Annotated in this window: 24 protein-coding genes, 1 other RNA gene and 1 pseudogene; 13 read left to right on the forward strand and 13 right to left on the reverse strand. The window is 72.9% G+C overall.

The features are described from left to right. Nucleotides 1–51: 51 nt before the first annotated feature. Nucleotides 52–816, reverse strand: coding sequence for a peroxide stress protein YaaA (gene yaaA, locus IE136_RS00775; RefSeq protein ID WP_189599151.1), 765 nt, complete (start codon nucleotides 814–816; stop codon nucleotides 52–54). Between the two features lie 95 nt (nucleotides 817–911). On the opposite strand from yaaA, the gene IE136_RS00780 reads away from it, so the two are divergent. Continuing rightward, entirely contained in the window at nucleotides 912–2,354 is a 1,443-nt protein-coding gene (locus IE136_RS00780; protein ID WP_158986808.1) for an RNB domain-containing ribonuclease, read from the forward strand. Here IE136_RS00780 and IE136_RS00785 read toward each other — a convergent pair. Both IE136_RS00785 and IE136_RS00790 read right to left on the reverse strand, forming a co-directional pair. Beyond that, the gene (locus tag IE136_RS00785) at nucleotides 2,299–3,174 is read right to left on the reverse strand and encodes a hypothetical protein (RefSeq protein ID WP_229818581.1); all 876 of its coding nucleotides are present in this window, start codon (nucleotides 3,172–3,174) and stop codon (nucleotides 2,299–2,301) included. The genes IE136_RS00780 and IE136_RS00785 overlap by 56 nt on opposite strands. Beyond that, nucleotides 3,171–3,950, reverse strand: a complete 780-nt coding sequence (locus tag IE136_RS00790; RefSeq protein WP_189599152.1) for a MerR family transcriptional regulator — start codon at nucleotides 3,948–3,950, stop codon at nucleotides 3,171–3,173. The genes IE136_RS00785 and IE136_RS00790 overlap by 4 nt, the downstream gene beginning before the upstream one ends. A 78-nt stretch (nucleotides 3,951–4,028) precedes the next feature. Between IE136_RS00790 and rnpB the strand changes: the two genes are divergently transcribed. Continuing rightward, an RNA gene (gene rnpB / locus IE136_RS00795) (RNase P RNA component class A) lies at nucleotides 4,029–4,434 on the forward strand. 56 nt (nucleotides 4,435–4,490) lie between these two features. Here rnpB and IE136_RS00800 read toward each other — a convergent pair. Next, a complete protein-coding gene (locus IE136_RS00800; protein ID WP_158986804.1) occupies nucleotides 4,491–4,805 on the reverse strand; it encodes a MazG-like family protein in 315 nt (104 codons plus the stop codon). 124 nt (nucleotides 4,806–4,929) lie between these two features. On the opposite strand from IE136_RS00800, the gene IE136_RS00805 reads away from it, so the two are divergent. Continuing rightward, nucleotides 4,930–5,253 (forward strand): nuclear transport factor 2 family protein, encoded by a 324-nt coding sequence (locus IE136_RS00805; RefSeq protein WP_158986802.1) that lies wholly within the window; start codon nucleotides 4,930–4,932, stop codon nucleotides 5,251–5,253. A 67-nt stretch (nucleotides 5,254–5,320) separates the two neighbouring features. On the opposite strand, the gene IE136_RS00810 is transcribed toward IE136_RS00805, so the two are convergent. Beyond that, entirely contained in the window at nucleotides 5,321–6,064 is a 744-nt protein-coding gene (locus IE136_RS00810) for an SDR family oxidoreductase (RefSeq protein WP_189599153.1), read from the reverse strand. Nucleotides 6,065–6,198: 134 nt separating this feature from the next. On the opposite strand from IE136_RS00810, the gene IE136_RS00815 reads away from it, so the two are divergent. After that, complete coding sequence (locus IE136_RS00815) at nucleotides 6,199–7,836, forward strand: alkaline phosphatase D family protein (RefSeq protein WP_189599154.1); 1,638 nt, start codon at nucleotides 6,199–6,201, stop codon at nucleotides 7,834–7,836. Here the strand turns inward: IE136_RS00815 and IE136_RS00820 are convergent. Then, nucleotides 7,823–8,893, reverse strand: a complete 1,071-nt coding sequence (locus IE136_RS00820) for a Gfo/Idh/MocA family protein (RefSeq protein ID WP_158986798.1) — start codon at nucleotides 8,891–8,893, stop codon at nucleotides 7,823–7,825. The genes IE136_RS00815 and IE136_RS00820 overlap by 14 nt on opposite strands. A gap of 81 nt (nucleotides 8,894–8,974) precedes the next feature. Here IE136_RS00820 and IE136_RS00825 point away from each other — a divergent pair, with 81 nt between their 5' ends. Both IE136_RS00825 and IE136_RS00830 read left to right on the forward strand, forming a co-directional pair. Next, complete coding sequence (locus IE136_RS00825; RefSeq protein WP_158986796.1) at nucleotides 8,975–10,285, forward strand: Bcr/CflA family multidrug efflux MFS transporter; 1,311 nt, start codon at nucleotides 8,975–8,977, stop codon at nucleotides 10,283–10,285. Between the two features lie 71 nt (nucleotides 10,286–10,356). Then, the gene (locus IE136_RS00830; protein ID WP_189599155.1) at nucleotides 10,357–11,346 is read left to right on the forward strand and encodes a small ribosomal subunit Rsm22 family protein; all 990 of its coding nucleotides are present in this window, start codon (nucleotides 10,357–10,359) and stop codon (nucleotides 11,344–11,346) included. Nucleotides 11,347–11,458: 112 nt separating this feature from the next. On the opposite strand, the gene ddaH is transcribed toward IE136_RS00830, so the two are convergent. Then, complete coding sequence (ddaH, locus tag IE136_RS00835; RefSeq protein WP_373308962.1) at nucleotides 11,459–12,283, reverse strand: dimethylargininase; 825 nt, start codon at nucleotides 12,281–12,283, stop codon at nucleotides 11,459–11,461. 146 nt (nucleotides 12,284–12,429) lie between these two features. On the opposite strand from ddaH, the gene IE136_RS00840 reads away from it, so the two are divergent. After that, nucleotides 12,430–13,110 carry a TetR/AcrR family transcriptional regulator gene (locus IE136_RS00840; protein WP_158986792.1) on the forward strand — a complete coding sequence of 227 codons (681 nt, stop codon included), beginning with the start codon at nucleotides 12,430–12,432 and terminating at the stop codon, nucleotides 13,108–13,110. A 147-nt stretch (nucleotides 13,111–13,257) separates the two neighbouring features. Beyond that, nucleotides 13,258–14,034 (forward strand): bifunctional DNA primase/polymerase, encoded by a 777-nt coding sequence (locus IE136_RS00845; protein ID WP_189599156.1) that lies wholly within the window; start codon nucleotides 13,258–13,260, stop codon nucleotides 14,032–14,034. Nucleotides 14,035–14,135: 101 nt separating this feature from the next. Here the strand turns inward: IE136_RS00845 and IE136_RS00850 are convergent, their stop codons facing one another. Continuing rightward, the gene (locus IE136_RS00850; RefSeq protein ID WP_189599157.1) at nucleotides 14,136–15,134 is read right to left on the reverse strand and encodes an SCO2278 family lipoprotein; all 999 of its coding nucleotides are present in this window, start codon (nucleotides 15,132–15,134) and stop codon (nucleotides 14,136–14,138) included. 302 nt (nucleotides 15,135–15,436) lie between these two features. Between IE136_RS00850 and IE136_RS00855 the strand changes: the two genes are divergently transcribed. Both IE136_RS00855 and IE136_RS00860 read left to right on the forward strand, forming a co-directional pair. Next, nucleotides 15,437–16,297 (forward strand): hypothetical protein, encoded by an 861-nt coding sequence (locus IE136_RS00855; protein WP_189599158.1) that lies wholly within the window; start codon nucleotides 15,437–15,439, stop codon nucleotides 16,295–16,297. Then, entirely contained in the window at nucleotides 16,278–16,973 is a 696-nt protein-coding gene (locus IE136_RS00860) for a PhzF family phenazine biosynthesis protein (protein ID WP_158986788.1), read from the forward strand. Before IE136_RS00855 ends, IE136_RS00860 begins: the two co-directional genes overlap by 20 nt. 11 nt (nucleotides 16,974–16,984) lie before the next feature. On the opposite strand, the gene IE136_RS00865 is transcribed toward IE136_RS00860, so the two are convergent. After that, on the reverse strand, nucleotides 16,985–17,635 hold the full coding sequence (locus tag IE136_RS00865) for a biliverdin-producing heme oxygenase (RefSeq protein ID WP_189599159.1): 651 nt from the start codon (nucleotides 17,633–17,635) through the stop codon (nucleotides 16,985–16,987). Between the two features lie 114 nt (nucleotides 17,636–17,749). Beyond that, nucleotides 17,750–18,607: a type I methionyl aminopeptidase gene (map, locus tag IE136_RS00870; protein ID WP_189599160.1), complete on the reverse strand. Its 858-nt coding sequence runs from the start codon at nucleotides 18,605–18,607 to the stop codon at nucleotides 17,750–17,752. 58 nt (nucleotides 18,608–18,665) lie between these two features. Between map and IE136_RS00875 the strand changes: the two genes are divergently transcribed. Beyond that, the gene (locus IE136_RS00875) at nucleotides 18,666–18,896 is read left to right on the forward strand and encodes a hypothetical protein (RefSeq protein ID WP_158986782.1); all 231 of its coding nucleotides are present in this window, start codon (nucleotides 18,666–18,668) and stop codon (nucleotides 18,894–18,896) included. A gap of 272 nt (nucleotides 18,897–19,168) precedes the next feature. On the opposite strand, the pseudogene IE136_RS00880 reads toward IE136_RS00875, so the two are convergent. Both IE136_RS00880 and IE136_RS00885 read right to left on the reverse strand, forming a co-directional pair. Then, nucleotides 19,169–20,446, reverse strand: a pseudogene (locus tag IE136_RS00880) (MFS transporter); the annotation flags it as partial. A gap of 126 nt (nucleotides 20,447–20,572) precedes the next feature. Beyond that, on the reverse strand, nucleotides 20,573–21,175 hold the full coding sequence (locus tag IE136_RS00885) for a hypothetical protein (RefSeq protein ID WP_158986780.1): 603 nt from the start codon (nucleotides 21,173–21,175) through the stop codon (nucleotides 20,573–20,575). Between the two features lie 103 nt (nucleotides 21,176–21,278). Here IE136_RS00885 and npdG point away from each other — a divergent pair, with 103 nt between their 5' ends. After that, nucleotides 21,279–21,983 carry an NADPH-dependent F420 reductase gene (gene npdG / locus IE136_RS00890; protein WP_189599161.1) on the forward strand — a complete coding sequence of 235 codons (705 nt, stop codon included), beginning with the start codon at nucleotides 21,279–21,281 and terminating at the stop codon, nucleotides 21,981–21,983. A gap of 24 nt (nucleotides 21,984–22,007) precedes the next feature. Next, the gene (locus tag IE136_RS00895) at nucleotides 22,008–22,241 is read left to right on the forward strand and encodes a hypothetical protein (protein ID WP_158986778.1); all 234 of its coding nucleotides are present in this window, start codon (nucleotides 22,008–22,010) and stop codon (nucleotides 22,239–22,241) included. Nucleotides 22,242–22,337: 96 nt separating this feature from the next. Here IE136_RS00895 and IE136_RS00900 read toward each other — a convergent pair whose 3' ends face one another. Next, nucleotides 22,338–23,132 carry a site-2 protease family protein gene (locus IE136_RS00900; RefSeq protein ID WP_158986776.1) on the reverse strand — a complete coding sequence of 265 codons (795 nt, stop codon included), beginning with the start codon at nucleotides 23,130–23,132 and terminating at the stop codon, nucleotides 22,338–22,340. Nucleotide 23,133: the final 1 nt, after the last annotated feature.

Genomic DNA, 23,133 nt, shown 5'->3' on the forward strand with positions numbered 1-23,133 from the left:
ACGCCTCGGGCCCTGCCCTGCGGGCAGACGGCGCTGCTTTCCGGACACGACCTAGTGGATCTGGTCCACCAGCACGTCCAGCACCCCCGCTTTCCCCTCCTCCACCACGTACCCCAGCTCCCGCAACGCCTCCACCAGCTCCTCGCGCCCCTTCGGCGCCGCCCCCGCCTCCAGCAGACTCCGCACGATCCGCCCCTTCGTCGCCTTGTTGAAGTGGCTGACCACCTTCCGCGTCGGCGCGTGCAGCACCCGTACCGTCGCCGTCCGCGCCGCCACCTCGCCCTTCGGCTTCCACGCCGACGCGTACGCCGAGGACCGCAGGTCCAGGACGAGTCCGTCCCCCGCGACCTCCGGCATGACGGACGCCATCGCGCCCCGCCAGTGCGCGCCGAGAGCGCCGAGCCCCGGGAGCTTCACCCCCATCGAGCAGCGGTACGACGGAATCCGGTCGTCCACCCGCACCGCGCCCCACAGCCCCGAGAACACCAGGAGCGAGGCCCGCGCCCGCTTCCGGGCCGCCGCGTCCAGCGTGGCCAGACCCAGCGCGTCGTACAGCACCCCCGTGTAGATCTCGCCGGCCGGCCGGGCCCCCGCCGTCCGCAGCTCCGCGTTCTTGGCGACCTCCCCGCGCAGCCCCTCGCTCAGGCCCAGCACCTCGCGCGCCTTCTCCTCGTCGGCGGCGCACAGCTCGACCAGCTCGTCCAGGACCGCCGCCCGCGCCTCGGCCAGACCCGGCAGCGACAGGGACCCCGGCTCGAGCGGCGCCCCACGCCCCGACGCGGCCTTACCCTCCGACGGCGGCAACAGCACGAGCACGGTGGTTCTCCTTCGTACGTACGGGACGGGGGTGCGGCCCCGGAAAAGCCAGCGTACGAGGTGCCCCGTCCCGCCCCGCCCCCTAGGCTCGGTCCATGCCCCGCCGCCCCATTCACGTGACCGGTGCAGCCGAGGCTCCGCTGCGGGCCGCCCTGCGCGCACTACGAACCGAGCTCGCCATCCGCGAGACCTTCCCGCCCGCCGTGCTCGCCGAGGCCGAGGCGGCGGCCGAGGCGCCCCGCCTCCCCGGGTACGACGCCACCGACATCCCCTTCTTCACCATCGACCCGCCGACCTCCACCGACCTCGACCAGGCCATGCACCTGGCCCGCCGTGCCGACGGCGGCTACCGCGTCCACTACGCCATCGCCGACGTCGCCGCCTTCGTCACCCCCGGCGGCGCGGTCGACGCCGAGGCCCACCGCCGTGTCCTCACCCTCTACTTCCCCGACGGCAGGGTGCCCCTCCACCCCGCCGTCCTCTCCGAGGGCGCGGCCAGCCTCCTGCCCGGCGAACCCCGCCCCGCCCTGCTGTGGCGGATCGACCTCGACGCCGAGGGCCGACGCGTGGCTACCGACGTGCGCCGCGCCCTCGTCCGCAGCCGCGCCAAACTCGACTACGCGGGCGTGCAGCGGCAGATCGACTCCCAGACCGCCGAGGAGCCCCTCGCCCTCCTCAAGGACATCGGCCGGCTGCGCGAGGCGCTCGAGGTCGAACGCGGCGGGATCTCCCTCAGCGTCCCCGAGCAGGAGATCGTCGAACTCGACGGGTCCTACTCGCTCGCCTACCGTGCCCCGCTCCCCGCCGACGGCTGGAACGCCCAGGTCTCGCTCCTGACCGGGATGGCCGCCGCCGACCTCATGACGGCCGCCGGCACCGGCATCCTGCGTACCCTGCCCACCGCCCCCGACGGCGCCGTCGCCCGGCTGCGCCGCTCCGCGCACGCCCTCGGCGTCGACTGGCCGCACCACGTCTCGTACGCGGACGTCGTCCGCTCCGTCGACCCCGCCAACCCGCGCCACGCCGCCTTCCTGCAGGAGTGCACCACCCTGCTGCGGGGCGCCGGCTACACCGTCTTCACCGACGGCGGCGTCCCCTCGCCCGCCGTCCACGCCGCCGTGGCCGACGAGTACACGCACTGCACCGCACCGCTGCGCCGGCTCGTCGACCGGTACGCGGGGGAGCTGTGCGTCGCCGCGGTGGCGGGCGAGGAACCGCCGGCGTGGGTACGGGAGGCGCTCGACAGCCTCCCCCGGGAGATGGCCGAGGGCTCCCGGCGCGCGAACGGCATCGAGCGCGAGTCGGTCGACATCGTCGAGGCGGCGCTGTTGAGGGGACGGATCGGCGAGACCTTCGACGCGTACGTGATCGATGTGGAGGAGCGCGACGCGGCCGTGGGGACCGTGCACCTGGAGGACCCGGCGGTGGTGGCCCGCATCGAGGGCGGGGACGGCCGGCTGCAGCTTGGTGAGAGGCTGCGGGTCAGGCTGACGCAGGCGGACCCTGGGCGGGCGAAGGCGCTGTTCGCGCCCGCGTGAGCGCGTGCCGCAGCTCGCGCAGCAGCGCGCGGGGGTCGTCCGCGTGGGCGCGCACCGTACGGACGGGCCGGGGCGCGCCGAGGAGCCGGGGCGCGTCGATCGGCTCGGTCAGCTCGATGGTGAGGGAGGTCTGCGAGCCGACGGCCAGGTTCAGTTCCCCTTCCGCCCTCTCGTGGGTGAAGAGCAGTTCGTGCCGGACGGCGGCGATCCTCTCCAGCGGGATGTGGAGGTCGACGTGCGCGGCCTCGCGCAGCCGGAGGACGCCGGGCGCGAGGACGTGCGGCCGGGTGACGGAGGCGGCGTGCAGTCCGAGCACGAACAGCACCGTGTACACGTCCAGGACCAGGACGACCGCGTGGGCCACCGGCGCATCGGCGAGCAGGTACGACATGCCGACGGTCTCGACGAGACAGACGAACGCGAAGCCGTACATGAGGGCGGCCTGGTCGCGGGCGTGGGGGAACGGCCGGTCGCCGGCGCGGACCCCGTGCCGCCGCCGGGCGACCCACAGGCCGAGGCTCGCCATCAGTCGCAGCTCGTGGCCGATCAGGCGGAGCACGGGCCCGGGGACCAGCTCGCCGATGGCCTCGCGCCGGCTCAGGCCGCGCCGGCGGAGCCGGAGGTACGCCGCCGCCTCGGCGGCCATGAGCAGCAGGACGGCGGTCTCGGCGGCGCCGAGGACGGCCGGGGGTATCCGTACGCCGGCGACGAGAGCGACGGCGAGCACGACTTCGGCGGGGAGCACGGCGTACGCGACGGCGCGGAGCAGTCGGGTGCCGGCGTGGCGGGCGCTTTCCGGGCGGATGGCCGTGGACGTCACTGGGCACGCTCCCGGGCCTGGCGCTCCTGCACGAGACGCAGTGCGTGGTGGACGGCGGCGGTCTGGGCGGGGGAGAAGTCTCCGAAGAAGGTGTCGGTGAGACGCCCCTCCGGCAGGCCGGGCCCGTCGAGCCCCGCCACCACCGCGTCCGGCAGGCAGGCGGCGAGCGCCTCCCCGGCCTGGGCCACGCGCGGGTCGTCCGGGTCCGCGTCGGCGAGGGCGTCGAGCCGTGCGTACATCTCGTGCGCGCGGTCCCGCGCGGCGGGCGTCGCGGTCATCTCCCGCATCGCGCCGATCAGCCGCTGCCGCTCCTCCGCCGGCGCCACGGTGTCGAGCAGCACGAGCAGCTCCCGGTCCTGGGCGGCCATGGGGGAGGCCGGGACCTCGCCCATCCCCGCCAACAGCTCGGCCAGCTCCGCCGACACGGGACCCTCGGCGTTCAGCCGCCCGGCGCGCGCCTCGCCGAGCAGCTCCGCGAGGCGCGCGCGCCGCTCCCGGATCAGGGCCTCCTGGCGGCCGAGGTCGGTGTCCAGCTCCTCCAGCACCTCCAGCAGCTCGCGCCCGGCGTCGTCGGCGAGGACGTCGCGCACCTCGTCGAGCCCGAGCCCGAGCTCGGTGAGGCGCCGGACCCGGGCGAGCAGGACGGCGTCCTTGATGCCGTACTCGCGGTAGCCGTTGGCCCGCCGTACGGGCTCGGGCAGCAGTCCGAGATGGTGGTAGTGCCGCACGGCCCGCGGGGTGACCCCGACGAGTGCGGCGATCTCGCCGATTCGCATGACCTCAGTACAAACCCTGACGTCGCGGCAAGGTCAAGGGGAAGCGGACGCGGCGGGTAGCATGGTCGGCACGGCAGACGAGCCGGGCGGGCGGCCGCGTGGGGGTCCTTCGGATCCTCCCGAGGAACGTCCGGGCTCCACAGGGCAGGGTGGTGGCTAACGGCCACCCGGGGTGACCCGCGGGACAGTGCCACAGAAAACAGACCGCCGGGGACCTCGGTCCTCGGTAAGGGTGAAACGGTGGTGTAAGAGACCACCAGCGCCTGAGGCGACTCAGGCGGCTAGGTAAACCCCACCCGGAGCAAGGTCAAGAGGGGCTGTTTGGAGACAGACGGCTCTGCGCGAACGCTCGAGGGCTGCCCGCCCGAGTTCGCGGGTAGACCGCACGAGACCGGTGGCAACGCCGGTCCTAGATGGATGGCCGTCACCCCGACGACCGCGAGGTCCCGGGGTACAGAACCCGGCGTACAGCCCGACTCGTCTGTCGGCCGGCGACGAGGAAGGGCCCCTGACGCAGGGGCCCTTCCCCCGTTCGTCCCCTCAGCGCTCCAGGGACCGGTCGGCCACCCGGCGCAGGTGCCCCGCGAAGACCTCCGCCGCCCCCGGGGTCAGGGTCCGCAGCGCGACCATCGCCGTGATGATCACATCGCACAGCTCTGACTCGACGTCCTGCCAGGTATGACTCGCTCCCTTGCGCGGATTCTGCCCCGTCGCCCCGATGACGGCCTCGGCCACCTCGCCGACCTCCTCCGAAAGCTTCAGCACCCGCAGCAGGACGTCCTGTTGGTGCGGCAGGGTGTGGTGGGCGGCGATCCAGGAGCTCAGCCGGTCGATGGTGTCCCAGGTGTCCGTCATGAGACCCAAGGCTGCCGCAGGCAGCCGCGGCGCTCGACCAGGTGGCCGATTCCGTGCACCGACGTGCGGCACCGTCTCGGCCCGGGTGCGGGGAGCCGGGCGCCGGCGGGTGTACGGGTAGGGCATGACCATTCCCGTGGAGAAGCTCACCGATCCCGCCGTGCGCGCCTTCGTCGCCGCGGTCAACGCCAACGACGAGGAGGCCTTCCGGGCGGCACTGGCGCCCGGCGCCACCATGTCCGACGACGGTTCCGACCGGGACCTCGACGAGTGGACCGAGAAGGAGATCTTCTCCTCGCGCGGCCACATGGAGATCGAGTCCGTGAAGGACGACGGGCACGTTCTCGTCGCCCGGTTCCGCAACGACACCTGGGGCGAGATGCGCACCCGCTGGCGCTTCGTCGTGGAGGGTGGGAAGGTCGTCCGCTTCGAGACCGGCCAGGCCTGACCCGGCGGCCGGGGGGACCCGGCCGCCCCTCCCTCTCGGGCCCTGAGCCCGGAGCCCGGAGTCCGGCCTAGCCCCGGCCGATGTACGGCATCGTCGTCGCCATCACCGTCGCGAACTGGACGTTCGCCTCCAGCGGCAGGCCCGCCATGTGGACCACCGTCGCCGCCACGTGCGCCGCGTCCATCACCGGCTCCACCGCCAGCTCGCCGTTGGCCTGCAGGATGCCCGTCCGCATGCGGGACGTCATCTCCGTCGCCGCGTTCCCGATGTCCAGCTGGCCGCAGGCGATCCGGTACGGCCGCCCGTCCAGGGACAGCGACTTCGTCAGGCCCGTCATCGCGTGCTTCGTCGCCGTGTACGCGATCGAGTGCGGGCGCGGCACATGCGCCGAGATCGAGCCGTTGTTGATGATCCGGCCGCCCTGCGGGAACTGCTCCTTCATCGCCCGGAAGGCCGCCTGGGCGCACAGGAACGAGCCCGTGAGGTTCACGTCGACGACCGAACGCCAGGTCTGGTGGTCCAGGTCCTCGACCGGCACGCCGCCGCCCGCGAACGTCCCCGCGTTGTTGAAGAGCAGGTCGACCCGGCCGAACCGCTCCCGTACCGCGTCGAAGAGCGCCGACACCGCCTCCGGTGACGTCACGTCCGTGGGGACGCACAGCGCCTGCCCGGACGGAACGGACGCGGCCGTCTCCTCCAGCGCCTCCCGTCGGCGGCCCGCCAGCGCCACCGACCAGCCCGCCTCCGCGAGAGCCAGCGCCACGCTCCGGCCGATGCCCGAACCTGCTCCAGTCACTACAGCGATGCTCATGGCCGCGCAGCGTACGGGAGATCGGTGCACGGGGAACTCATCCGTCCGACACGCGGATGTTCTGTACTCGACAACCCAGGGTCGTCCCCTGCCACTCCAATACGGACGGACAGAATCCGTCCGGGGAGGGGCACATGACGACCGCACAGACCCATTCCGCCGAACTCCGAGCCGCGGCGCGCCATTTCGACCGCCGCCGCTTCCTCACCGCCACCGGCGCCGCGGCCGCGCTCGCCTTCGCCGTCCAGGTGCCCGCCGCCGGCGCGGCGAGCGCCGCCGAGCTCGACGGCCGCCGGCTCACCGAGGACCCGTTCACCTTGGGGGTGGCCTCCGGCGACCCCCACCCGGGCTCCGTCCTCCTGTGGACCCGGCTCGCGCCCCGCCCCTTCGAACCCGACTCCGGACTGCCCCGCGAGAGGGTCGCCGTCCGCTGGGAGCTCGCCCGCGACGAGCGCTTCACCCGCGTCGTCCGGCGCGGCAGGGCCACCGCCCACCCGGAGTTCCAGCACAGCGTGCACGTCGAGGTCGACCACCTCGACCCGGCCCGCGTGTACTACTTCCGCTTCCGCGCCGGCGACTGGATCAGCCCCGTCGGCCGCACCCGGACCGCGCCCGCCGCCGACGCCCGTGTATCCGGGCTCACCATCGCCGCCGTCTCGTGCCAGGCGTACCACGACGGCTACTTCACCGCCTACCGGCACCTCGCCCAGGAGGACGTCGACGTCGTCTTCCACCTCGGCGACTATCTCTACGAGTACGCCGTCAACGCCACCGGCGGCGCCCGCGCCTACACCGACCGCCGGCTGCCCGCCGTCTTCAACCGCGAGACGGTCACGCTGGAGGACTACCGGCTGCGGTACGCCCTCTACAAGTCGGACCCCGACCTGATGGCCGCGCACGCCGCGCACCCCTTCGTCGTCACCTGGGACGACCACGAGACCGAGAACAACTACGCGGGCGGCACCCCCGAGAACGACGTGCCGCCGGAGGAGTTCCTGCTTCGCCGCGCCGCCGCCTACCGCGCCTACTGGGAGAACCAGCCCCTGCGGGCGCCCCAGCGGCCCGAGGGCCCCGACATGAGGCTCTACCGCCGCCTCCGGTTCGGCCGGCTCGCCCGGTTCGACATCCTCGACACCCGCCAGTACCGCTCCGACCAGGCCTACGGCGACGGCTGGCGGGTCCCGGGACCCGAGTCCGAGGACCCCTCGCGCACCATGACCGGGGCCGCGCAGGAGCGGTGGCTGCTCGACGGCTGGCGCGACCCCGGCTCCCGCGCGCTGTGGAACGTCGTCCCCCAGCAGGTCGTCTTCTCCGAGCGCCGCAGCAACCCGACCGCCGCCTACACGGTCTCCATGGACTCCTGGGACGGCTATCCGGCCTCCCGGCAGCGCATCCTGGCCGGGGCGGCCGCGGCCGGCATCGAGAACCTGATGGTGCTCACCGGCGACGTCCACGTCGGCTACGGACTCGACATCAAGGCCGACTTCCGCGATCCGTCCTCCCGGACCGTCGGCACGGAGATCGTCGCGACCTCCGTCTCCAGCGGCAAGGACGGCGCCGAGCGGCCCGCCAACTACGACAGCCTCACCGCCGCCAACCCGCACCTGAAGTTCTACAACGGGCGGCGCGGCTATGTGACGGTCGCGTTCGGCGAGCGAAGCGCCCGCGCCGACTTCCGTACGGTCGCCGCCGTGACGACGCCGGGAGCCCCGGTCACCACGGCCGCGTCCTACGTCACCGAGGCGGGCGCCCCCGGACTCACACCGGCGTAGCGGAGAGCTCACCGGGATGCGCCGGGGGAATCGTCCGGGAACCCTCCTGGGGAAACCCGGGACGGTCCCCGTGAGCCTCCTGGGGGTAGCGGACGCCGATGCGGTCCCGCACCGCGTCGAGCGTCCGCATCACCGCGAGTGTCCCGTCCAGCGGGACGAGCGCCGATTCCGTGGCCCCGGCGCGCAGACAGCGCATCACCTCGGCCGCCTCGTGGCGCAGGGAGTGCGGATCGTCCTCGTTCACGAACTCCTCCGGCTCCCGGCCCTCGCGCACCAGCGTGAACCGCTCCGGGAAGAAGAAGCCGCGCGGCAGGTCGATCCGGCCCTTCGACCCCGTCACCGACGCCGTCAGCGGGGTGTCCGCCACGATCGAGCAGGACAGCAGCGCCGAGGCCCCGTTCGCCCACCCCAGCAGCATCCCGGTGTTCAGGTCCGTGCCCTCCGGCGACAGCAGCGCGTGCGCCTGCACGGAGTCGGGCTCGCCCAGCAGCAGCTGCGCGAAGGAGACCGGATACACCCCGAGGTCGAGCAGCGCCCCGCCGCCCACCGCCGGGTCGCGCAGCCGGTGGTCCGCCGCGAACGGTCCCGCGAGCCCGAAGTCCGCCTGTACGGTCCGGATCTCGCCGATCGCCCCGTCCGCCACCAGTGCGGCCAGCCGCCGGATCAGCGGGTTGCAGTACATCCACATGGCCTCCATCAGGAAGAGACCGCGGTCCCGGGCGAGGGCGGCCAGCTCCTCCGCCTCCCGCGCGTTCAGCGTGAACGCCTTCTCGCAGAGGACCGCCTTCCCCGCCTCAAGGGCGAGCCCGGCCGCCGCCCGGTGCGCGTGGTGAGGGGTGGCGACGTACACCACGTCGACCTCGGGGTCGGCGGCGAGCGCGGCCCACGACCCGTACGCCCGAGGGATGTCCAGCCGGTCGGCGAAGGCCTTCGCCGACGCCTCCGAACGGGACGCCACCGCCACGACCTCCGCACCTTCCACCGACCGCAGGTCGGTGGTGAACCGTTCCGCTATCCCGCCCGTCGCCAGCACGCCCCACCGCACGGTCCCTGCCATGTGCCCCACCCCGAATAGGTCTCGACCACTCTCGACGAGCTGAGAGCATAGGGAAGAATTCAACGAAATGGAGCTGTGTCGATGCCGGAGAGCGGCCGGACCACGAAGCAAGGACACGCGAAGCAAGGGCACATACCCGGCACCACCACCGGCACTCCCGACGGCATCGCCGCCGCGCGCCGCGTCGGGCTGCTCGTCACTCTCGTCCTCGGTGGACTGACGGCGCTGCCGCCGCTCTCCATGGACATGTACCTGCCCGCGCTGCCGGAGGTCACCGAGTCGCTGCGCGCGCCCGCCGCGACCGTCCAGCTCACGCTCACCGCATGCCTCGCCGGCATGGCCCTCGGCCAGCTCGTCGTCGGCCCCATGAGCGACCGGTGGGGGCGGCGCCGCCCGCTGCTCGTCGGCATGATCGTGTACGTCGCCGCCACCGCGGTCTGCGCCCTCGCGCCCTCCGCCGAACTGCTCATCGCCTTCCGGCTGCTCCAGGGCCTGGCGGGCGCGGCGGGCATCGTCATCGCACGCGCCGTCGTCCGCGACCTCTACGACGGCGTCGAGATGGCCCGCTTCTTCTCCACCCTGATGCTGATCTCCGGCGTCGCCCCGATCATCGCCCCGCTCATCGGCGGGCAGATCCTGAGGATCACCGACTGGCGAGGTGTCTTCCACGTCCTCACCCTCATCGGCGTCCTGCTGACCGTCGTGGTGTGGAGGTTCCTGCACGAGACGCTGCCGCCCGAGCGGCGGCACGCGGGTGGCGTCGGCGAGGCGCTGCGCACCATGCGCGGACTGCTCGCCGACCGCGTCTTCACCGGTTACATGCTGGCCGGCGGACTCGCCTTCGCCGCCCTCTTCGCGTACATCTCCGCCTCGCCCTTCGTCGTCCAGGAGATCTACGGTGCCTCGCCGCAGACCTTCAGCCTGCTCTTCGGCCTCAACTCGATCGGACTCGTCGCCGTCGGACAGATCAACGGCAAGCTGCTCGTCGGGCGGGTCAGCCTCGACAAGGCGCTGGGCTGGGGGCTGGCCGTCATCCTGCTGGCCTCGGTGGCGCTGCTGCTGATGACGAGCGGGGTCTTCGGGGAGCCGGGGCTCGTTCCGGTCGCCGCCGGTCTGTTCGTGCTGATGTCCGCGATGGGTCTGGCGATGCCCAACACCAACGCGCAGGCCCTGATGCGCACCCCGCACGCGGCGGGCTCCGCCTCCGCGCTGCTCGGCACCTCGTCCTTCCTGATCGGGGCGGTGGCTTCGCCGCTCGTCGGGATCGCGGGAGAGGCGACGGCGGTGCCGATGGCCCTGGTGCAGCTGGTCTGCGCGGTCGGGGCGCTCGCGTGCTTCCTCGCGATGTGCCGGCCGTGGCGCACACCGGAGCCGCAGCAGCCCTCGGCCTGAGGCAGCCCTCGGCCTGAGCGGCCTGTCGGCGGCGGCTCGGCGGCAGGCCGGGGCGCGCCTAAAATATTGAGGTGAACGCCTCCCTCCCGACCGCTCCCACCGCCGACGCCCTGCGCGCCGCACTCGCCGGGCTCCTCGACGGGCTGCCGCCCCGACAGGCCGCCCAGGCCGTCGAGCGGCTGATCGCCAACTACCGGGGCACCACCCCGACCGACGCCCCGGTCCTGCGCGACCGCTCGGATGTCGCCGCCTACGCCGCGTACCGGATGCCGGCGACGTTCGAGGCGGTACGGGCGGCGCTCGACGCCCTGCGGGACGCGGCGCCCGCGTGGGAGCCGGTCACGCACACCGACGTCGGCGGCGGCACCGGAGCGGCGAGCTGGGCCGTCGCCGAGGCCTGGCACGGAGCGCCGCACACGACCGTCCTGGACTGGGCGGAGCCCGCGCTCACGCTGGGGCGCGAGCTGGCGGACGGCGTGTTCGACGCGGAGTGGCGGCGGGCCCGGATCGGCGGGGCGCTGCGCCTCGACGACGGTACGGACCTCGTGACGGTCTCCTACGTCCTGAAGGAGCTGACCGAGGCCGATCGCCGCGCCCTCGTCACCGAGGCCGCGCGGGTGGCGCAGGCGGTCGTGATCGTGGAGCCCGGCACGCCAGACGGCTACGAGCGGATCATCGCGGCGCGCTCGCTCCTCGTCGAGGCGGGGCTGACCGTGGCCGCGCCGTGCCCGCACAGCGGGGCGTGCCCGATCGAGCCGGGCACCGACTGGTGCCACTTCTCGGCGCGCGTCAGCCGCTCCTCCCTGCACCGGCAGGTGAAGGGCGGCTCCCTGCCGTACGAGGACGAGAAGTTCAGCTACGTCGCGGCGACCCGGTTCCCGGTGACCCCGGTGGCGGCGCGGGTCATCCGCAAGCCGCAGATCCGCAAGGGTCTGGTGCTGCTGGACCTCTGCGGGCCCGACGGTCTGGCCAAGGAGACGGTCACCAAGCGCCACGGGCCGCTGTACAAGGCGGCTCGTGACGTGGAGTGGGGCGACCCCTGGCCCACGCCGGAGGCGTAGCGGGTGTCTTGTGGATCAGGGCCGGAGCACTGAGCGCGCGTGCCGGCCGTCGCGGGCCGGGCGGGACTGCACGGACAGGCCTAGCCGCGCCTGACTGGGCCGCCCCCGCAGATCAGGCGCGCAGCTCCTGGGTGCAGCACTTCACGCTGCCACCGCCCTTGAGCAGTTCCGTCAGGTCCATGCCCAGCGGTTCGAAGCCGCGCTCGCGGAGCGGATCGAACAGGCCCACCGCCGCCTGCGGCAGCAGGACGTGCCGCCCGTCGCTGACCGCGTTCAGACCGAGGGCCGCGGCGTCGCGTTCCGTGGCGAGGAGGGCGTCGGGGAAGAGGCGCGAGAGGACGGCCCGGCTGCCGGGGGAGAAGGCGGCCGGGTAGTACATGATCTCGTCGCGAGCGTCGTCCAGGACGGACAGCGCCGTGTCCAAGTGGTAGTAGCGCGGATCCACCAGCTCCAGGCCGACCACGGGGCGGCCGAAGAACTCCTGCGCCTCGTCGTGGGAGAGCGGACTGGAGCGGAAGCCGCAGCCGGCCAGGATCCATGACGAGGTCACGGCGAAGTCGCCCTCGCCCTCGTTCACGTGCTCCGGCTCCCGCACCTGCGTGAAACCGCTCCGGCGGAACCAGTCCAGGTGCGCTGCCGCCTCGCCCGCGCGCTCCGGGTAGGCGAACTTCGCGCCGAGCACCCGGCCGTCCACGACGGTCGCGCCGTTCGCGGCGAAGACCATGTCCGGCAGGTCGGGGTGCGGGTCGAGCAGCTCGACGGTGTGGCCGAGCGAGCGGTAGCGGTCGCGCAGGTCCTCCCACTGGGTGAGGGCGAGCGGCAGGTCGACCGGTTTGGTGGGGTCCATCCAGGGGTTGATGGAGTACGTCACCTTGAAGTGCGCGGGTGGGCACATCAGATAACGGCGGGGCGACGCCTCGCGCGGGGTAGGGCGCAAAGAGGGCTCCTCACGGACGTAAGGACGGAAGTGCGGTGGCCCCCATGGTCCGCTCTGGACGGCGTCCGCGCAGTGGACCGTTCGGGTGGTTCCGGCGAACACCCCATGACGAGACGCGTCGTCTCGCCGCCTGTTAGATTGACCGCATGTCCGACACCCAGACACCCGGCCCCAAGACACCCGCCGGCCAGACACCCGAGACCAAGCGACCCGACACCAAGGCGCCCGACTCCTCGCGCCGCAGTGAGCGCTCCCGCCGCGCGATCTACGACGCCGCCCTCGCCCTCGTCTCCGAGGCCGGCTACGCCAAGACCACCATCGAGGGCATCGCCGCCCGCGCCGGCGTCGGCAAGCAGACCATCTACCGCTGGTGGCCCTCCAAGGCCGCCGTCCTCCTCGACGCCTTCCTCGACCTCGCCGCCCAGGCGAACGAGGCGCTCGGGGGCGACGCCGACAGTGAGATCCCCGACACCGGCGACCTCGCCGCCGACCTCAGGTACGTGCTGCGCGCCACCGTCGACGAGCTGAACAACCCCGTCTACGACGCCCCCTCCCGCGCCCTCGCCGCCGAGGGCATCGTCAACCCCGAACTCGGCGCCCGGTTCGTGGAGCGGCTCCTCGAACCACAGCTCCAGTACTACGTCCGCCGCATCGAGACCGCCCAGGCCGCAGGGGACATCGACCCCGACGTAGACCCGCGTATCGCCCTGGAGCTCCTGGTCGGCCCCCTGAACCACCGCTGGCTCCACCGCACCCTGCCCCTGACCCACGCCTACGCGGACACCCTCGTCGACTACGCCCTGCGCGGCCTCGCACCCCGTACGTGATCTCCCGTGCTCCCCCTTGCGCCACCCCCGCGCCCCCCGGACGCAACCCCGATGTCCACCCCGGTTGAGGACTCCGGTCACCCGGAGCGCAGGATGGTGGGACCATGGGCGGAGCCGAACGGGCGAGTATGGGGTGTGAGGGGATAGATGGGCGACGGTATCGGCCGCTACCGCGGCACGGAGAGCAAACTCGCACAGTGGCTGCGCAGGCGCCCCAAGCGCACGGCGGCCGACGACGAGAACCGCCGCGAGGCGCTGCTCCTGGCCGCCGCCGCCGCGGGCCTGCCCCTGGCTCCCGCCGCGTACCCCGTCGGCTACCGCTGTTCCTGTGAACGCATCGGTTGTCCGACCCCGGCCCGGCACCCCGTCTCCTTCGCCTGGCAGACCCAGTCGACCACCGACCGCGCCCAGATCGAGCGCTGGGCCCTGGGCGAGCCCGAGGCGAACTTCATCACCGCCACGGGCATGGTCCACGACGTCCTCGACGTCCCCCTGGCGGCCGGCCGCGCCGCGCTGGAGCGGTTGCTCGCCCAGGGCGTGGAGGTCGGACCGGTCGCCGAGTCCGCGGAGAGCGCGGGCGACGGCGGACGGATGCTCTTCTTCACCGCCACCCGCGGCACCCCCGAGGACGAGGACGAGTGGTGGCCGTGCGAGCTGGACTGCCACCCCGAGACCATGGACGAGCATCCTGGGCTGCGCTGGCACTGCCGCGGCAGCTACGTGCTCGTACCGCCGGCCCGGCTCATCGGTGACGAGGACGAGCATCCGGCCGTCGCCTGGGTCCGCGGCCCCGAGCACCCCCTGCCCGACCCGCTGAATCTGCTGGAGACCCTCACCGACGCCTGCGCCCGGCACGCGGCCGAGCGGGAGGAGCGGGGCGCGCACGCCGAGCACGAGGTCGCCTGGCCCCTCGGCCGCAGCTGACGCGCGGCCCTGCGGTGACCGCATACCCGCGGAACGCCGCCGCCGACCGACGAACTCCGCCACCGACTGACGAACTCCGTCGCCCTGCGTGACGACGGGCCCTAAGAGCCCTTCGCCGCCGTCACGCCCTGGAGCCGGCCCGTGATCGTGACGCCGTCGCGGTCCGTGCCCGCCGGCTTCACCAGGGCCGCCTGGCTCGACACCCACTCCTTCGTGACCGTGTTCTTCACCTCGCCGGTCATCAGCGGTTTCACATCCGTCGAGACCTTCGGCCGGTAGCCCTGCGCCGCCGTCTGCCGCTCGAAGTACCGGGTCGCGAAGAAGACCAGCGCCCCGCCGTCCCGCGTCGCGAGCGCCAGGGGCGCGAAGTCGCCGGTGTCCGTGGCCTGGTCGATGTACTGCGTCGCGAGACCCGCCCGCTTCGCCGCCTTCTGCCGCTGCTCCCGCCACGCCGTGGTGTGCGCACCGGCCGTGAACGGGCCCTGCTCACCGCCGCCGAGGAACGAGGCGTACCGCCGGCCCAGGTCCTTCGGAGCGACCGCGAGCCGCGCGGAGTCCACGGCGACCGGCTCGGCGAGACCGTCGGCGTCCGTCGCGAACTCGGGGATCTCGTTCGGGGGCAGGATCGCCAGATAGGCGACTTCCCACAGCTGTTCGGCGCCGTTGCGCACGAAGACCAGGAGCCAGCGATTGTCACCGGGGCCCTGGTCGGTGTCCCGGTTGGAGTCCGTGTCGGCGACGAACCAGCGCGGCCAGCCCGCCTTCTTGGGGAGGGCGAAGTTCGCGTCCGTCAGCTCCAGCGGCTGGTGGTTCGGGTTGCCGCCGGGGCTGGTGACCGCACGGGACTTCAGCCCCGCCTGGTTGATCGCCCCGAGCGGACCGGTGACCCGGCCCGCGTCGAGCGCCGGGTCGTACGCCTTGTCGGCCTTGTTGTACGCGTCGGTGAAGTCCTCGAGGGCCTGAGCGGCCTCGGCCTTCGTCGCCGCGGGCAGCAGTTCCCGCTCGCCGTGCACCGTCACGCAGCCGCTCGCCGTCAGCGCCAGCACCGTCGCCGCCGTCGTCGCCAGGAGTCCCCTCGACGGTCGCCTCAGCCTTCTCATCGGTCGCCTTCTGCTCCTCCACCGGCACGGACGGACCTGACCCTACCGGGGTCGGGAACAGCGTGAGTGCCGGGATCACGTACAGCGTCCACACCGTGACCTGAAGGGCCGTCGGACCCGGCGGTGAGTCAGGGACCGGGGGCGCGGGGAGTCGACCACGGCGCCCACCGCCCGGCCCGGCACCGTCGTCGGCGCAAGCCGACGCGGGGCGTCAAGGAGTCCTGGTGGACGCACCCGCGGGCAGGGCCGCACCCCGGAAACGGCGGTGCGGCCCTGCCGCTCGCCCGGCTAGCGTGCCGGGCATGCGCATCCGGCGAGAGAACCATCCTGGGCCCCTTGTCCTGCACGCCGAAGGCCCGCCCGAACCCCCGCCCCTGCGCATGGAGATGACGGACGGCCGCCGGATACTGCTCCGCCAGGGCGACCGGCCGGTTCTGCTCGCCCGGGTCGACGAGGACCGGGGTGGGGTCCGCGTCCACCGCCTGGAGGGCTACCGCTCGCCGCTTCCCCCGATACGGGCCGACGAGGCCCGGCGAGGGCCGGAGTGGCGGTACCGGTACGCGCGTTGGCTGGAGGAGGCGGTGGAGGGCCCCTTGCACGCGGGCCGGTGGGTGATCGGAACGCGGGAGGTGTTCCCGCCCTACGTCTGGGACAGCGACTTCCTCTCGGCGTGGCCGGGCGGCCGTCTGGACTGGAACGACGGCTGGAACGGCGTCGTCCCGCTGCGGCGCCTGTCGGCCCCGGACGCCCCGCGCGTCAAGGCGTACCGCAAGCAGGTCAGGGACGGCAGCCTCCCGCCCGTGCTGCTGTGGTGGGTGACGGCGTTCGACGGCTGGTTGCTCCTGGACGGCCACGACCGCACGGTGGCCGCGCTCGCCGAGGGGCTGACGCCGCGCACGGTCGTGCTGCACCGCGCCGAGGACGCGGAGAGGGCGGCCGAGCTGATCGCGGCGATGACCGCCGACCACGAAGCGCTGACGGCTCGGGGCTTCCGGGGCCCCGACCCCGAGCGTCAGTACGAGGCCGTCGCCCGCGGTTTCGCCTGGGCGGTCTCGGCCACCCCTTACGACGAGGCACGCACCCGAGCCTGGCCGATTCCTGGTGGAACCGCCGAATGGGACGCCTGGATGCTTGAATTCCGCCATGAACACGACCGCACGTAGCCGTCCGAGCGCCGTCACCGACATCGACGTCCTGCGGGTCTTCTGTGCCGGCGACGGCCGGTACGGCAACGCCCTCGGAGTCGTACGCGACGGGCGCACCCGCCCCGACGAGGCGTCCCGGCAGGCGCTCGCCAAGGAACTCGGCTTCAGCGAGACGGTGTTCGTGGACGACCCGGAGCGCGGGGACGTCGACATCTACACGCCCGGCGTCCGACTGCCCTTCGCCGGGCACCCGCTCGTCGGCGCGGCCTGGCTGCTGGACCTGGAGGTCGTCCATCCGCCCGCCGGAGAGGTGTGGGTGCGCGGGGACGGCGAGTTCACCTGGATCGAGGCCCGCGCGGAGTGGGCGCCGCCCCGCACCCTGCGACGCTACGGGTCGGCGGCCGAGGTGGACGCGCTCGACCTGCCGGAGCCGGGAGAGTGGATCTACGCGTGGGCGTGGGAGGAGGAGGCCGCCGGCCGCATCCGGGCGCGGGCGTTCCCGGGCCGTGGCGACGGCATCGACGAGGACGAGGCGACGGGCGCGGCGGCGCTGCTGCTGACGGCCGAGCTCGGCCGGGCACTGAACATCACGCAGGGCCGGGGGTCGCAGATCCTGACGGCCCCCGGCCCCGACGGCGTGATCGAGCTGGGCGGACGGGTCCGCCTGGAGCGGACCCTCACCCTCGCACCCTGAGTGCTGTTCGCTCAGGCACTGAGCGGGAACTCGCTGCCCAGCTCCCGGAAGACGGCGCCGTTGAAGTCGAAGGCACGCTTGCACTCGTCGATGATCCGCTGCTTCTCCAGATCGTCGGCGTTCACCCGGTCGAGCAGCTCGCGGTAGCCCCGCTTGAACGCCGCCGGGTTCGCGATCTCCTCGAAGACGTAGAAGCGGACGCCGTCGCCCTTGCGGGAGAAGCCCCAGGTGCGCTCGGCCTTGTCCCGGATGATCTGGCCGCCGGAGAGGTCGCCGAGGTACCGGGTGTAGTGGTGCGCCACATAGCCGGCCGGCCAGTCGCGCGCGCACTCCGTCACGCGTGCCGCGTAGGCGGCCGTGGCGGGCAGCGGCGAGAGCCCGTCGCGCCACCGCGGTCCCCGGAGGTGGGCGAGGTCCTGCTCCAGCGCCGCCGTACGGAACAGCTCCGGCCTGATGAACGGCCCGGCGACCGGATCGGTCTCCAGGGCCTCGGCACCGTCCTCCAGGGCGCGGTACACGAACCAGAGCTGCTCCGTGTAGCGGGTGTAGGCGTCCACGGCGAGGCGCCCGCCGAGGAGGTCGCTCATGAAGGTCGACGTCTCCGCCTCGGTGTGCTGTTCGTGCGAGGCCGTGCGGATGAGCGTCGAGAAGGGCGTGTCCAAGGCGTGCCTCCGGTACCGATGCGGACGGGAACCTGTTGTGATCCTGCTACTTAGGCATACCTAAGTCAACTCGTTCCCGACGACCTGTCGGTAAAACGCTACCCCGCTGACGGGTCAGGGCAACGTGAGGATTTCGGCCCCGGTGTCCGTGACGACGAGCGTGTGCTCGAACTGCGCGGTCCGCTTCCGGTCCTTGGTCACGACCGTCCAGCCGTCGTCCCACATGTCGTACTCGTGCGTGCCCAGCGTCAGCATCGGCTCGATGGTGAAGGTCATGCCGGGCTGGATGACGGTGGTGTGGTGCGGGGAGTCGTAGTGCGGAACGATCAGTCCGGAGTGGAAGGACGAGTTGATGCCGTGCCCCGTGAAGTCGCGCACCACGCCGTAGCCGAAGCGCTTGGCGTACGACTCGATCACCCGGCCGATGATGTTGATCTGGCGGCCCGGCTTGACGGACTTGATGGCCCGGTCGAGGGACTCCCGGGTCCGCTCGACCAGCAGCCGCGACTCCTCGTCGACATCGCCGCAGAGGTAGGTGGCGTTGTTGTCGCCGTGGACCCCGTTGATGTACGCCGTGACGTCGAGGTTCACGATGTCGCCGTCCTTCAGGACGGTGGAGTCGGGGATGCCGTGACAGATGACCTCGTTGACCGAGGAGCAGAGCGACTTGGGGAAGCCGCGGTAGCCGAGCGTGGACGGGTACGCCCCGTGGTCGCACATGAACTCGTGTGCGACGCGATCCAGCTCGTCCGTGGTGACCCCCGGCGCGATGTGCTTGGCGGCCTCCTCCATCGCCTGCGCGGCGATGCGGCCGGCGATCCGCATCCGCTCGATGGTGTCGGAGTCCTGCACCTCGGGCCCCGCGTACGGGGTGGGTGCGGGCTTCCCGACGTACTCGGGACGGCGGATGGCTCCCGGAACGGAGCGGTGGGGGGAGATCTCCCCGGGTACGAGCAGTGACTGGCCAGACATGTCAGCGAGTCTAACGACCGCGTCTGGGGCAGCATGGCGACAGAGGAAGGAGCCGACGATGGCCCTGTTCAAGAAGCGCACGGTGGGCAAACCGGGCGAGTGGTACTACTGCCTGGAGCACAAGAAGGTCGAGGAGGGCCCCGACTGCCCGGCGAAGAACCGTTTCGGCCCCTACGGCAGCCGTGAGGAGGCGTCGCACGCGATGGAGACGGCCCGGGAGCGCAACCTGGAGTGGGAGACGGACCCGAAGTGGCACGACGCTCCCAAGACGGACCAGCCCCCGGACTAGACCGTGTCCGTGAAGTCCCGTCTGGCCCGCGACGCCTGGGGCGGGCGGGTGGCGCCGCGCGGCGGGCGAGGGCTTCACCAGGCCGGTGCTTCACCTCAGGCCGGGGCTTCGGCCCCGGCCTCCCGCGTGCCCGGGGTGTCGCCTGGGCCGGAGACGCCGCGCGCTCCCAGAGTGTCCGGGGTGCCGCCCGTGCCCGGTGTCTCCCCTGCGTCCGGGGTGCCGCCCGTGCCCGGTGTCTCCCCTGCGTCCGGGGTGCCGCCCGTGCCCGGGTTCTCGTACCGCCGCGCCTTGCGGCGCAGGGCGTCCTCGTCCGTCTCCGCGTCGTACGTGAGCAGCTTCGGCAGGGCCAGACAGAGCAGCCCCACCGACGCCACGCAGGCCACACCGCCTGTCCAGATCGCGGAGCGCGTGCCTGTCCACCCGGCCATCGCGCCCGCCCGGACCTGGCCCAGCTGCGGCCCCACGCTGTACGAGAGCACCTCGATCCCGGCCAGGCGGCCCCGCAGCTCCTCCGGGATCGTCTGGTTCCAGATCGTCGAGCGGCCGAGACCGCTCAGCATGTCGCCCGCGCCCGCGAAGCCCAGGCAGAGCAGGACCAGCCAGATGTTCGCGAACCAGCCCGCCGCCGCGATCGCCAGTCCCCAGACCGCCGCGCCGAGCACCACCAGAAGACCGTGTCTGCGGACTTTCGATGTCCAGCCGCTGGTGAGCCCGAGGACGAGCGAGCCGACGGAGCCCGCCGCGTACATCAGGCCGAGGGACCATGCCGCGTCCAGCTCGTCGGCGAGGAACGGGAAGATCGTGTTCGGGAAGGCGAAGAGCATGGCGGCGAGGTCGACCACGTACGTACCGAGCAGCACCGGCCGCGACCAGGCGTACCGTGCCCCCTCCGCGATCCCGCGCAGCGACGGCTTCTCCGCGTCGCGCGCGGGCGGCGCCGGGGTCAGCCGGCGACACAGCAGTACGGAGACGGCGAAGCCGGCGATGGTCACGCCGTAGGCCGGCGCGTGACCGGCGTACGCCACGACGAGGCCGGCCAGCGCCGGACCCGCGATGGCGCCCATCTGCCAGCGCAGCGAGTTCAGCGCCGCCGCTGCCGTCTGCTGCTCGTGCGGCACGATGCGAGCCATCAGCGAGTCCAGGGCCGGCCGCTGAAGTCCCGCCAGCGCGGAGACCCCGGCCGCGACCACGTACAGCGGCCAGAGCATCGGCGAGGGAAGCAGCGAGTTGAGCAGCAGCATCAGAGCGAGCAGCCCGAGCCCCGCCTCGGTGGCGATGATCACCTTGCGCCGGTCGACGGCGTCGGCGAGCGCCCCGCCGTAGAGCCCGAACACGACCAGCGGGACCAACTCGACGGCGCCCATCGCGCCCACGGCCAGCGGCGAACCCGTCAGATGCTTGATCTGGAGCGGCAGCGCGATCAACGCCATGAAGCTGCTGAAGTAGGTGACCAGCCCCTGGATCCACAGCAGCCGGAAGTCGGCGGACGACCGCCACGGCGCGAGATCGGGCAGGAGAGCGGCGAGCTTCGACGAAGGCTTCGAGGTCACGGGGCGCCATGTTCCGGCGCGCCCCCGGCGGCGGCAACCGAATTACGGGCGGTGCGGGGGCAGGGACGAGGGCCGGTACGAGGGTCCTCACGAGGAGGCTGCGGCAGGGTCCGCCGCCGCCCCCGGCTACCAGCGCTCCGGCGGCGGGGCCGTCAGGTGGTCGGCGAGGCGGGAGAGACGGTCGCGCAGGCGGCGCCGTCCACGCGGGGACGGGAGGCTGTTCTCCCCGGCCGCCGCGCTCACCAGATGCTGGACCGTGTCCAGGTCGACCTCCGCCCCGGCCGTCACCGTCAGCCCCTCATGGGCGAGGCCGTGCACCTCCGGGTCCCCGCCGTCCAACGAGAACACCGTCGCCCCGGCCCTGCGCGCGTCGTGGACCCGCTCCAGCAGCCCCGCCCCCGGCCGATCCGGGGCCACCACCAGCAGCGTCGACCCGCGTCCGGCCGACTCCAGGCGGCCGAGACCCGCCGCCAGATGGGCCGGGTCGCCCGGCCGCACCAGGTGCCGCAGCAGCGTCGGCGCCAGCTCGGGCTGCCCCGACCAGGCCGCCTCGTCCACCAGGTGCGCCGCCAGATGCCAGGGTTCGTACGCCTCCGTGCCCACCAGGAGCAGACCGCCGCCCCTCGGTACGACGGAGGACCGGAGCGCCCCCGCCAGGCGGCGGGCCGCCCTCGGCCACTCGGTCCCGGCGAGCACGTCCCGCAGCAGCGCGACCCGTACGGCATCCATGGGGCCGCATCCTGCCGCAGCCGTGTCCGGCGCGCGGCCGGTTCGCGGCCGTTCCACCCGTACGAGACCCGGACGAGAGCGACCGGCCAGTAATGTCGAGGCCATGACTTCCACCGCTTCGTCTCCCGCCTCCGCCCCCAAGGACCCCTGGGACCTCCCCGACGTGTCCGGACTCGTCGTCGGTGTCCTCGGCGGCACCGGCGACCAGGGCCGCGGCCTCGCCTACCGGCTCGCCAAGGCCGGCCAGAAGGTGATCATCGGCTCCCGCGCCGCCGACCGCGCGCATGCCGCGGCCGCCGAGCTCGGCCTCGGAGTCGAGGGCGCCGACAACGCCGAGTGCGCGCGCCGCAGCGACATCGTGATCGTCGCCGTCCCGTGGGACGGACACGCCAAGACCCTGGAGTCGCTGCGGGCCGAACTCGCCGGCAAGCTCGTCGTCGACTGCGTCAACCCGCTCGGCTTCGACAAGAAGGGCGCCTACGCCCTCAAGCCCGAGGAGGGCTCCGCCGCCGAGCAGGCCGCGGCGCTGCTGCCGGAGTCCCGCGTCGCCGCCGCCTTCCACCACCTCTCCGCGGTCCTGCTCCAGGACCACTCGATCGACGAGATCGACACGGACGTGATGGTCCTCGGCGAGGAGCGCGCCGACGTGGAGATCGTCCAGGCGCTGGCCGGCCGGATCCCCGGCATGCGCGGCGTCTTCGCCGGCCGGCTGCGGGGCGCCCACCAGGTCGAGGCGCTGGTCGCCAACCTGATCTCGGTCAACCGCCGCTACAAGGCGCACGCGGGCCTGCGTGTCACCGACGTGTAGCCACGGAGAGAGTCGCCCCCGGGCATGGGGGACACTGGACGGGCACCATCAGCCGTACCCGGACAGGAGCCGACCCCCATGCCCCGCCTCGCTCTGTACGCCCTCGCCGTCTGCGCCCTCGCGGTCGTCGCGGCCGTCGTCTCCTTCGTCTCGGGCAGCTGGCTCGGCGTGATCTGGGTGCTCCTCGCGGGCCTCTCCTCCAACATGGCGTGGTACTACATCCGCCGCGCGAAGGCCGAGGCGCAGCCGCAGAGCTAGGCAGCCGCACAGCCAGGGGGTGTCTTGTGGGTCAGGCCGGATCAGCGAGCGTGCGTGCGAGGCGTCGGGAGCCCGGCAAGATCCACAGGACACCTGCTAGACCTGGCAGATCTCCGGCGTCTCCTGCCAGAAGCGGTAGAGGTTCGAGCCGCAGTAGCGGGAGATCTCCGGCACGCCGAGCGCCCGCATCAGCGCGTCGATCGTGTCGAAGAACGCGCCGTTGATCGCCGGGACGAAGAGCAGCGCGATGACGACGAAGAAGCCGTAGGGCGCGTACGGCTCGATCTGCCGCTTCAGCCGGTACGAGAGCCACGGCTCGACCACCCCGTACCCGTCGAGGCCCGGAACCGGCAGGAAGTTCAGCAGCGCGGCCGTCACCTGGAGGAACGCCAGGAAGGCGAGGGCGTACCGGAACGCGAGGGGGACACCGTCCAGTGCTCCCAGCCAGAACGGCGCCGTGCACACGATCGCGAACAGGACGTTGGTGAGCGGGCCCGCCGCCGAGATCAGACTGTGCTTCCAGCGGCCCTTCACCCGGCCCTGCTCGATGAAGACCGCGCCGCCCGGCAGGCCGATGCCGCCCAGGATCACGAAGAGCACGGGCAGGATGACGCTGAGCAGGGCGTGGGTGTACGCGAGCGGGTTGAGCGTGAGGTAGCCCTTGGCCCCTACGGTGATGTCGCCGCCGTGGAGGGCGGTGCGGGCGTGCGCGTACTCGTGGAGGCAGAGCGAGACGATCCACGCGGCCGTCACGAAGAGGAAGATCGCGAGACCGGGGGAGGCCGCGAAACCGGCCCACACCGCCCAGCCGGTGACCGCCATGACGGCGAGGATCGCCAGGAACACCGGGCTGATCCTGCGCTCGTGGCTGCGGGTGGTGGCCGTGGACATC

Origin of the sequence: Streptomyces lateritius (assembly GCF_014649715.1) — a bacterium.
GTDB classification, from domain to species: domain Bacteria; phylum Actinomycetota; class Actinomycetes; order Streptomycetales; family Streptomycetaceae; genus Streptomyces; species Streptomyces lateritius.

Excerpts from the sequence above, each read along its gene's own strand:
- IE136_RS00825 (WP_158986796.1), top strand. The coding sequence starts at position 8,975 with ATGCCGGAGAGCGGCCGGACCACGAAGCAAGGACACGCGAAGCAAGGG.
- IE136_RS00805 (WP_158986802.1), top strand. The coding sequence starts at position 4,930 with ATGACCATTCCCGTGGAGAAGCTCACCGATCCCGCCGTGCGCGCCTTC.
- IE136_RS00780 (WP_158986808.1), top strand. The coding sequence starts at position 912 with ATGCCCCGCCGCCCCATTCACGTGACCGGTGCAGCCGAGGCTCCGCTG.
- IE136_RS00875 (WP_158986782.1), top strand. The coding sequence starts at position 18,666 with ATGGCCCTGTTCAAGAAGCGCACGGTGGGCAAACCGGGCGAGTGGTAC.
- IE136_RS00855 (WP_189599158.1), top strand. The coding sequence starts at position 15,437 with ATGCGCATCCGGCGAGAGAACCATCCTGGGCCCCTTGTCCTGCACGCC.
- IE136_RS00815 (WP_189599154.1), top strand. The coding sequence starts at position 6,199 with ATGACGACCGCACAGACCCATTCCGCCGAACTCCGAGCCGCGGCGCGC.
- map (WP_189599160.1), bottom strand. The coding sequence starts at position 18,607 with ATGTCTGGCCAGTCACTGCTCGTACCCGGGGAGATCTCCCCCCACCGC.
- IE136_RS00790 (WP_189599152.1), bottom strand. The coding sequence starts at position 3,950 with ATGCGAATCGGCGAGATCGCCGCACTCGTCGGGGTCACCCCGCGGGCC.
- IE136_RS00845 (WP_189599156.1), top strand. The coding sequence starts at position 13,258 with ATGGGCGACGGTATCGGCCGCTACCGCGGCACGGAGAGCAAACTCGCA.
- IE136_RS00840 (WP_158986792.1), top strand. The coding sequence starts at position 12,430 with ATGTCCGACACCCAGACACCCGGCCCCAAGACACCCGCCGGCCAGACA.
- npdG (WP_189599161.1), top strand. The coding sequence starts at position 21,279 with ATGACTTCCACCGCTTCGTCTCCCGCCTCCGCCCCCAAGGACCCCTGG.
- IE136_RS00900 (WP_158986776.1), bottom strand. The coding sequence starts at position 23,132 with ATGTCCACGGCCACCACCCGCAGCCACGAGCGCAGGATCAGCCCGGTG.
- IE136_RS00850 (WP_189599157.1), bottom strand. The coding sequence starts at position 15,134 with ATGAGAAGGCTGAGGCGACCGTCGAGGGGACTCCTGGCGACGACGGCG.
- IE136_RS00810 (WP_189599153.1), bottom strand. The coding sequence starts at position 6,064 with ATGAGCATCGCTGTAGTGACTGGAGCAGGTTCGGGCATCGGCCGGAGC.
- IE136_RS00820 (WP_158986798.1), bottom strand. The coding sequence starts at position 8,893 with ATGGCAGGGACCGTGCGGTGGGGCGTGCTGGCGACGGGCGGGATAGCG.
- IE136_RS00885 (WP_158986780.1), bottom strand. The coding sequence starts at position 21,175 with ATGGATGCCGTACGGGTCGCGCTGCTGCGGGACGTGCTCGCCGGGACC.
- IE136_RS00895 (WP_158986778.1), top strand. The coding sequence starts at position 22,008 with ATGGGGGACACTGGACGGGCACCATCAGCCGTACCCGGACAGGAGCCG.
- IE136_RS00860 (WP_158986788.1), top strand. The coding sequence starts at position 16,278 with ATGAACACGACCGCACGTAGCCGTCCGAGCGCCGTCACCGACATCGAC.
- IE136_RS00800 (WP_158986804.1), bottom strand. The coding sequence starts at position 4,805 with ATGACGGACACCTGGGACACCATCGACCGGCTGAGCTCCTGGATCGCC.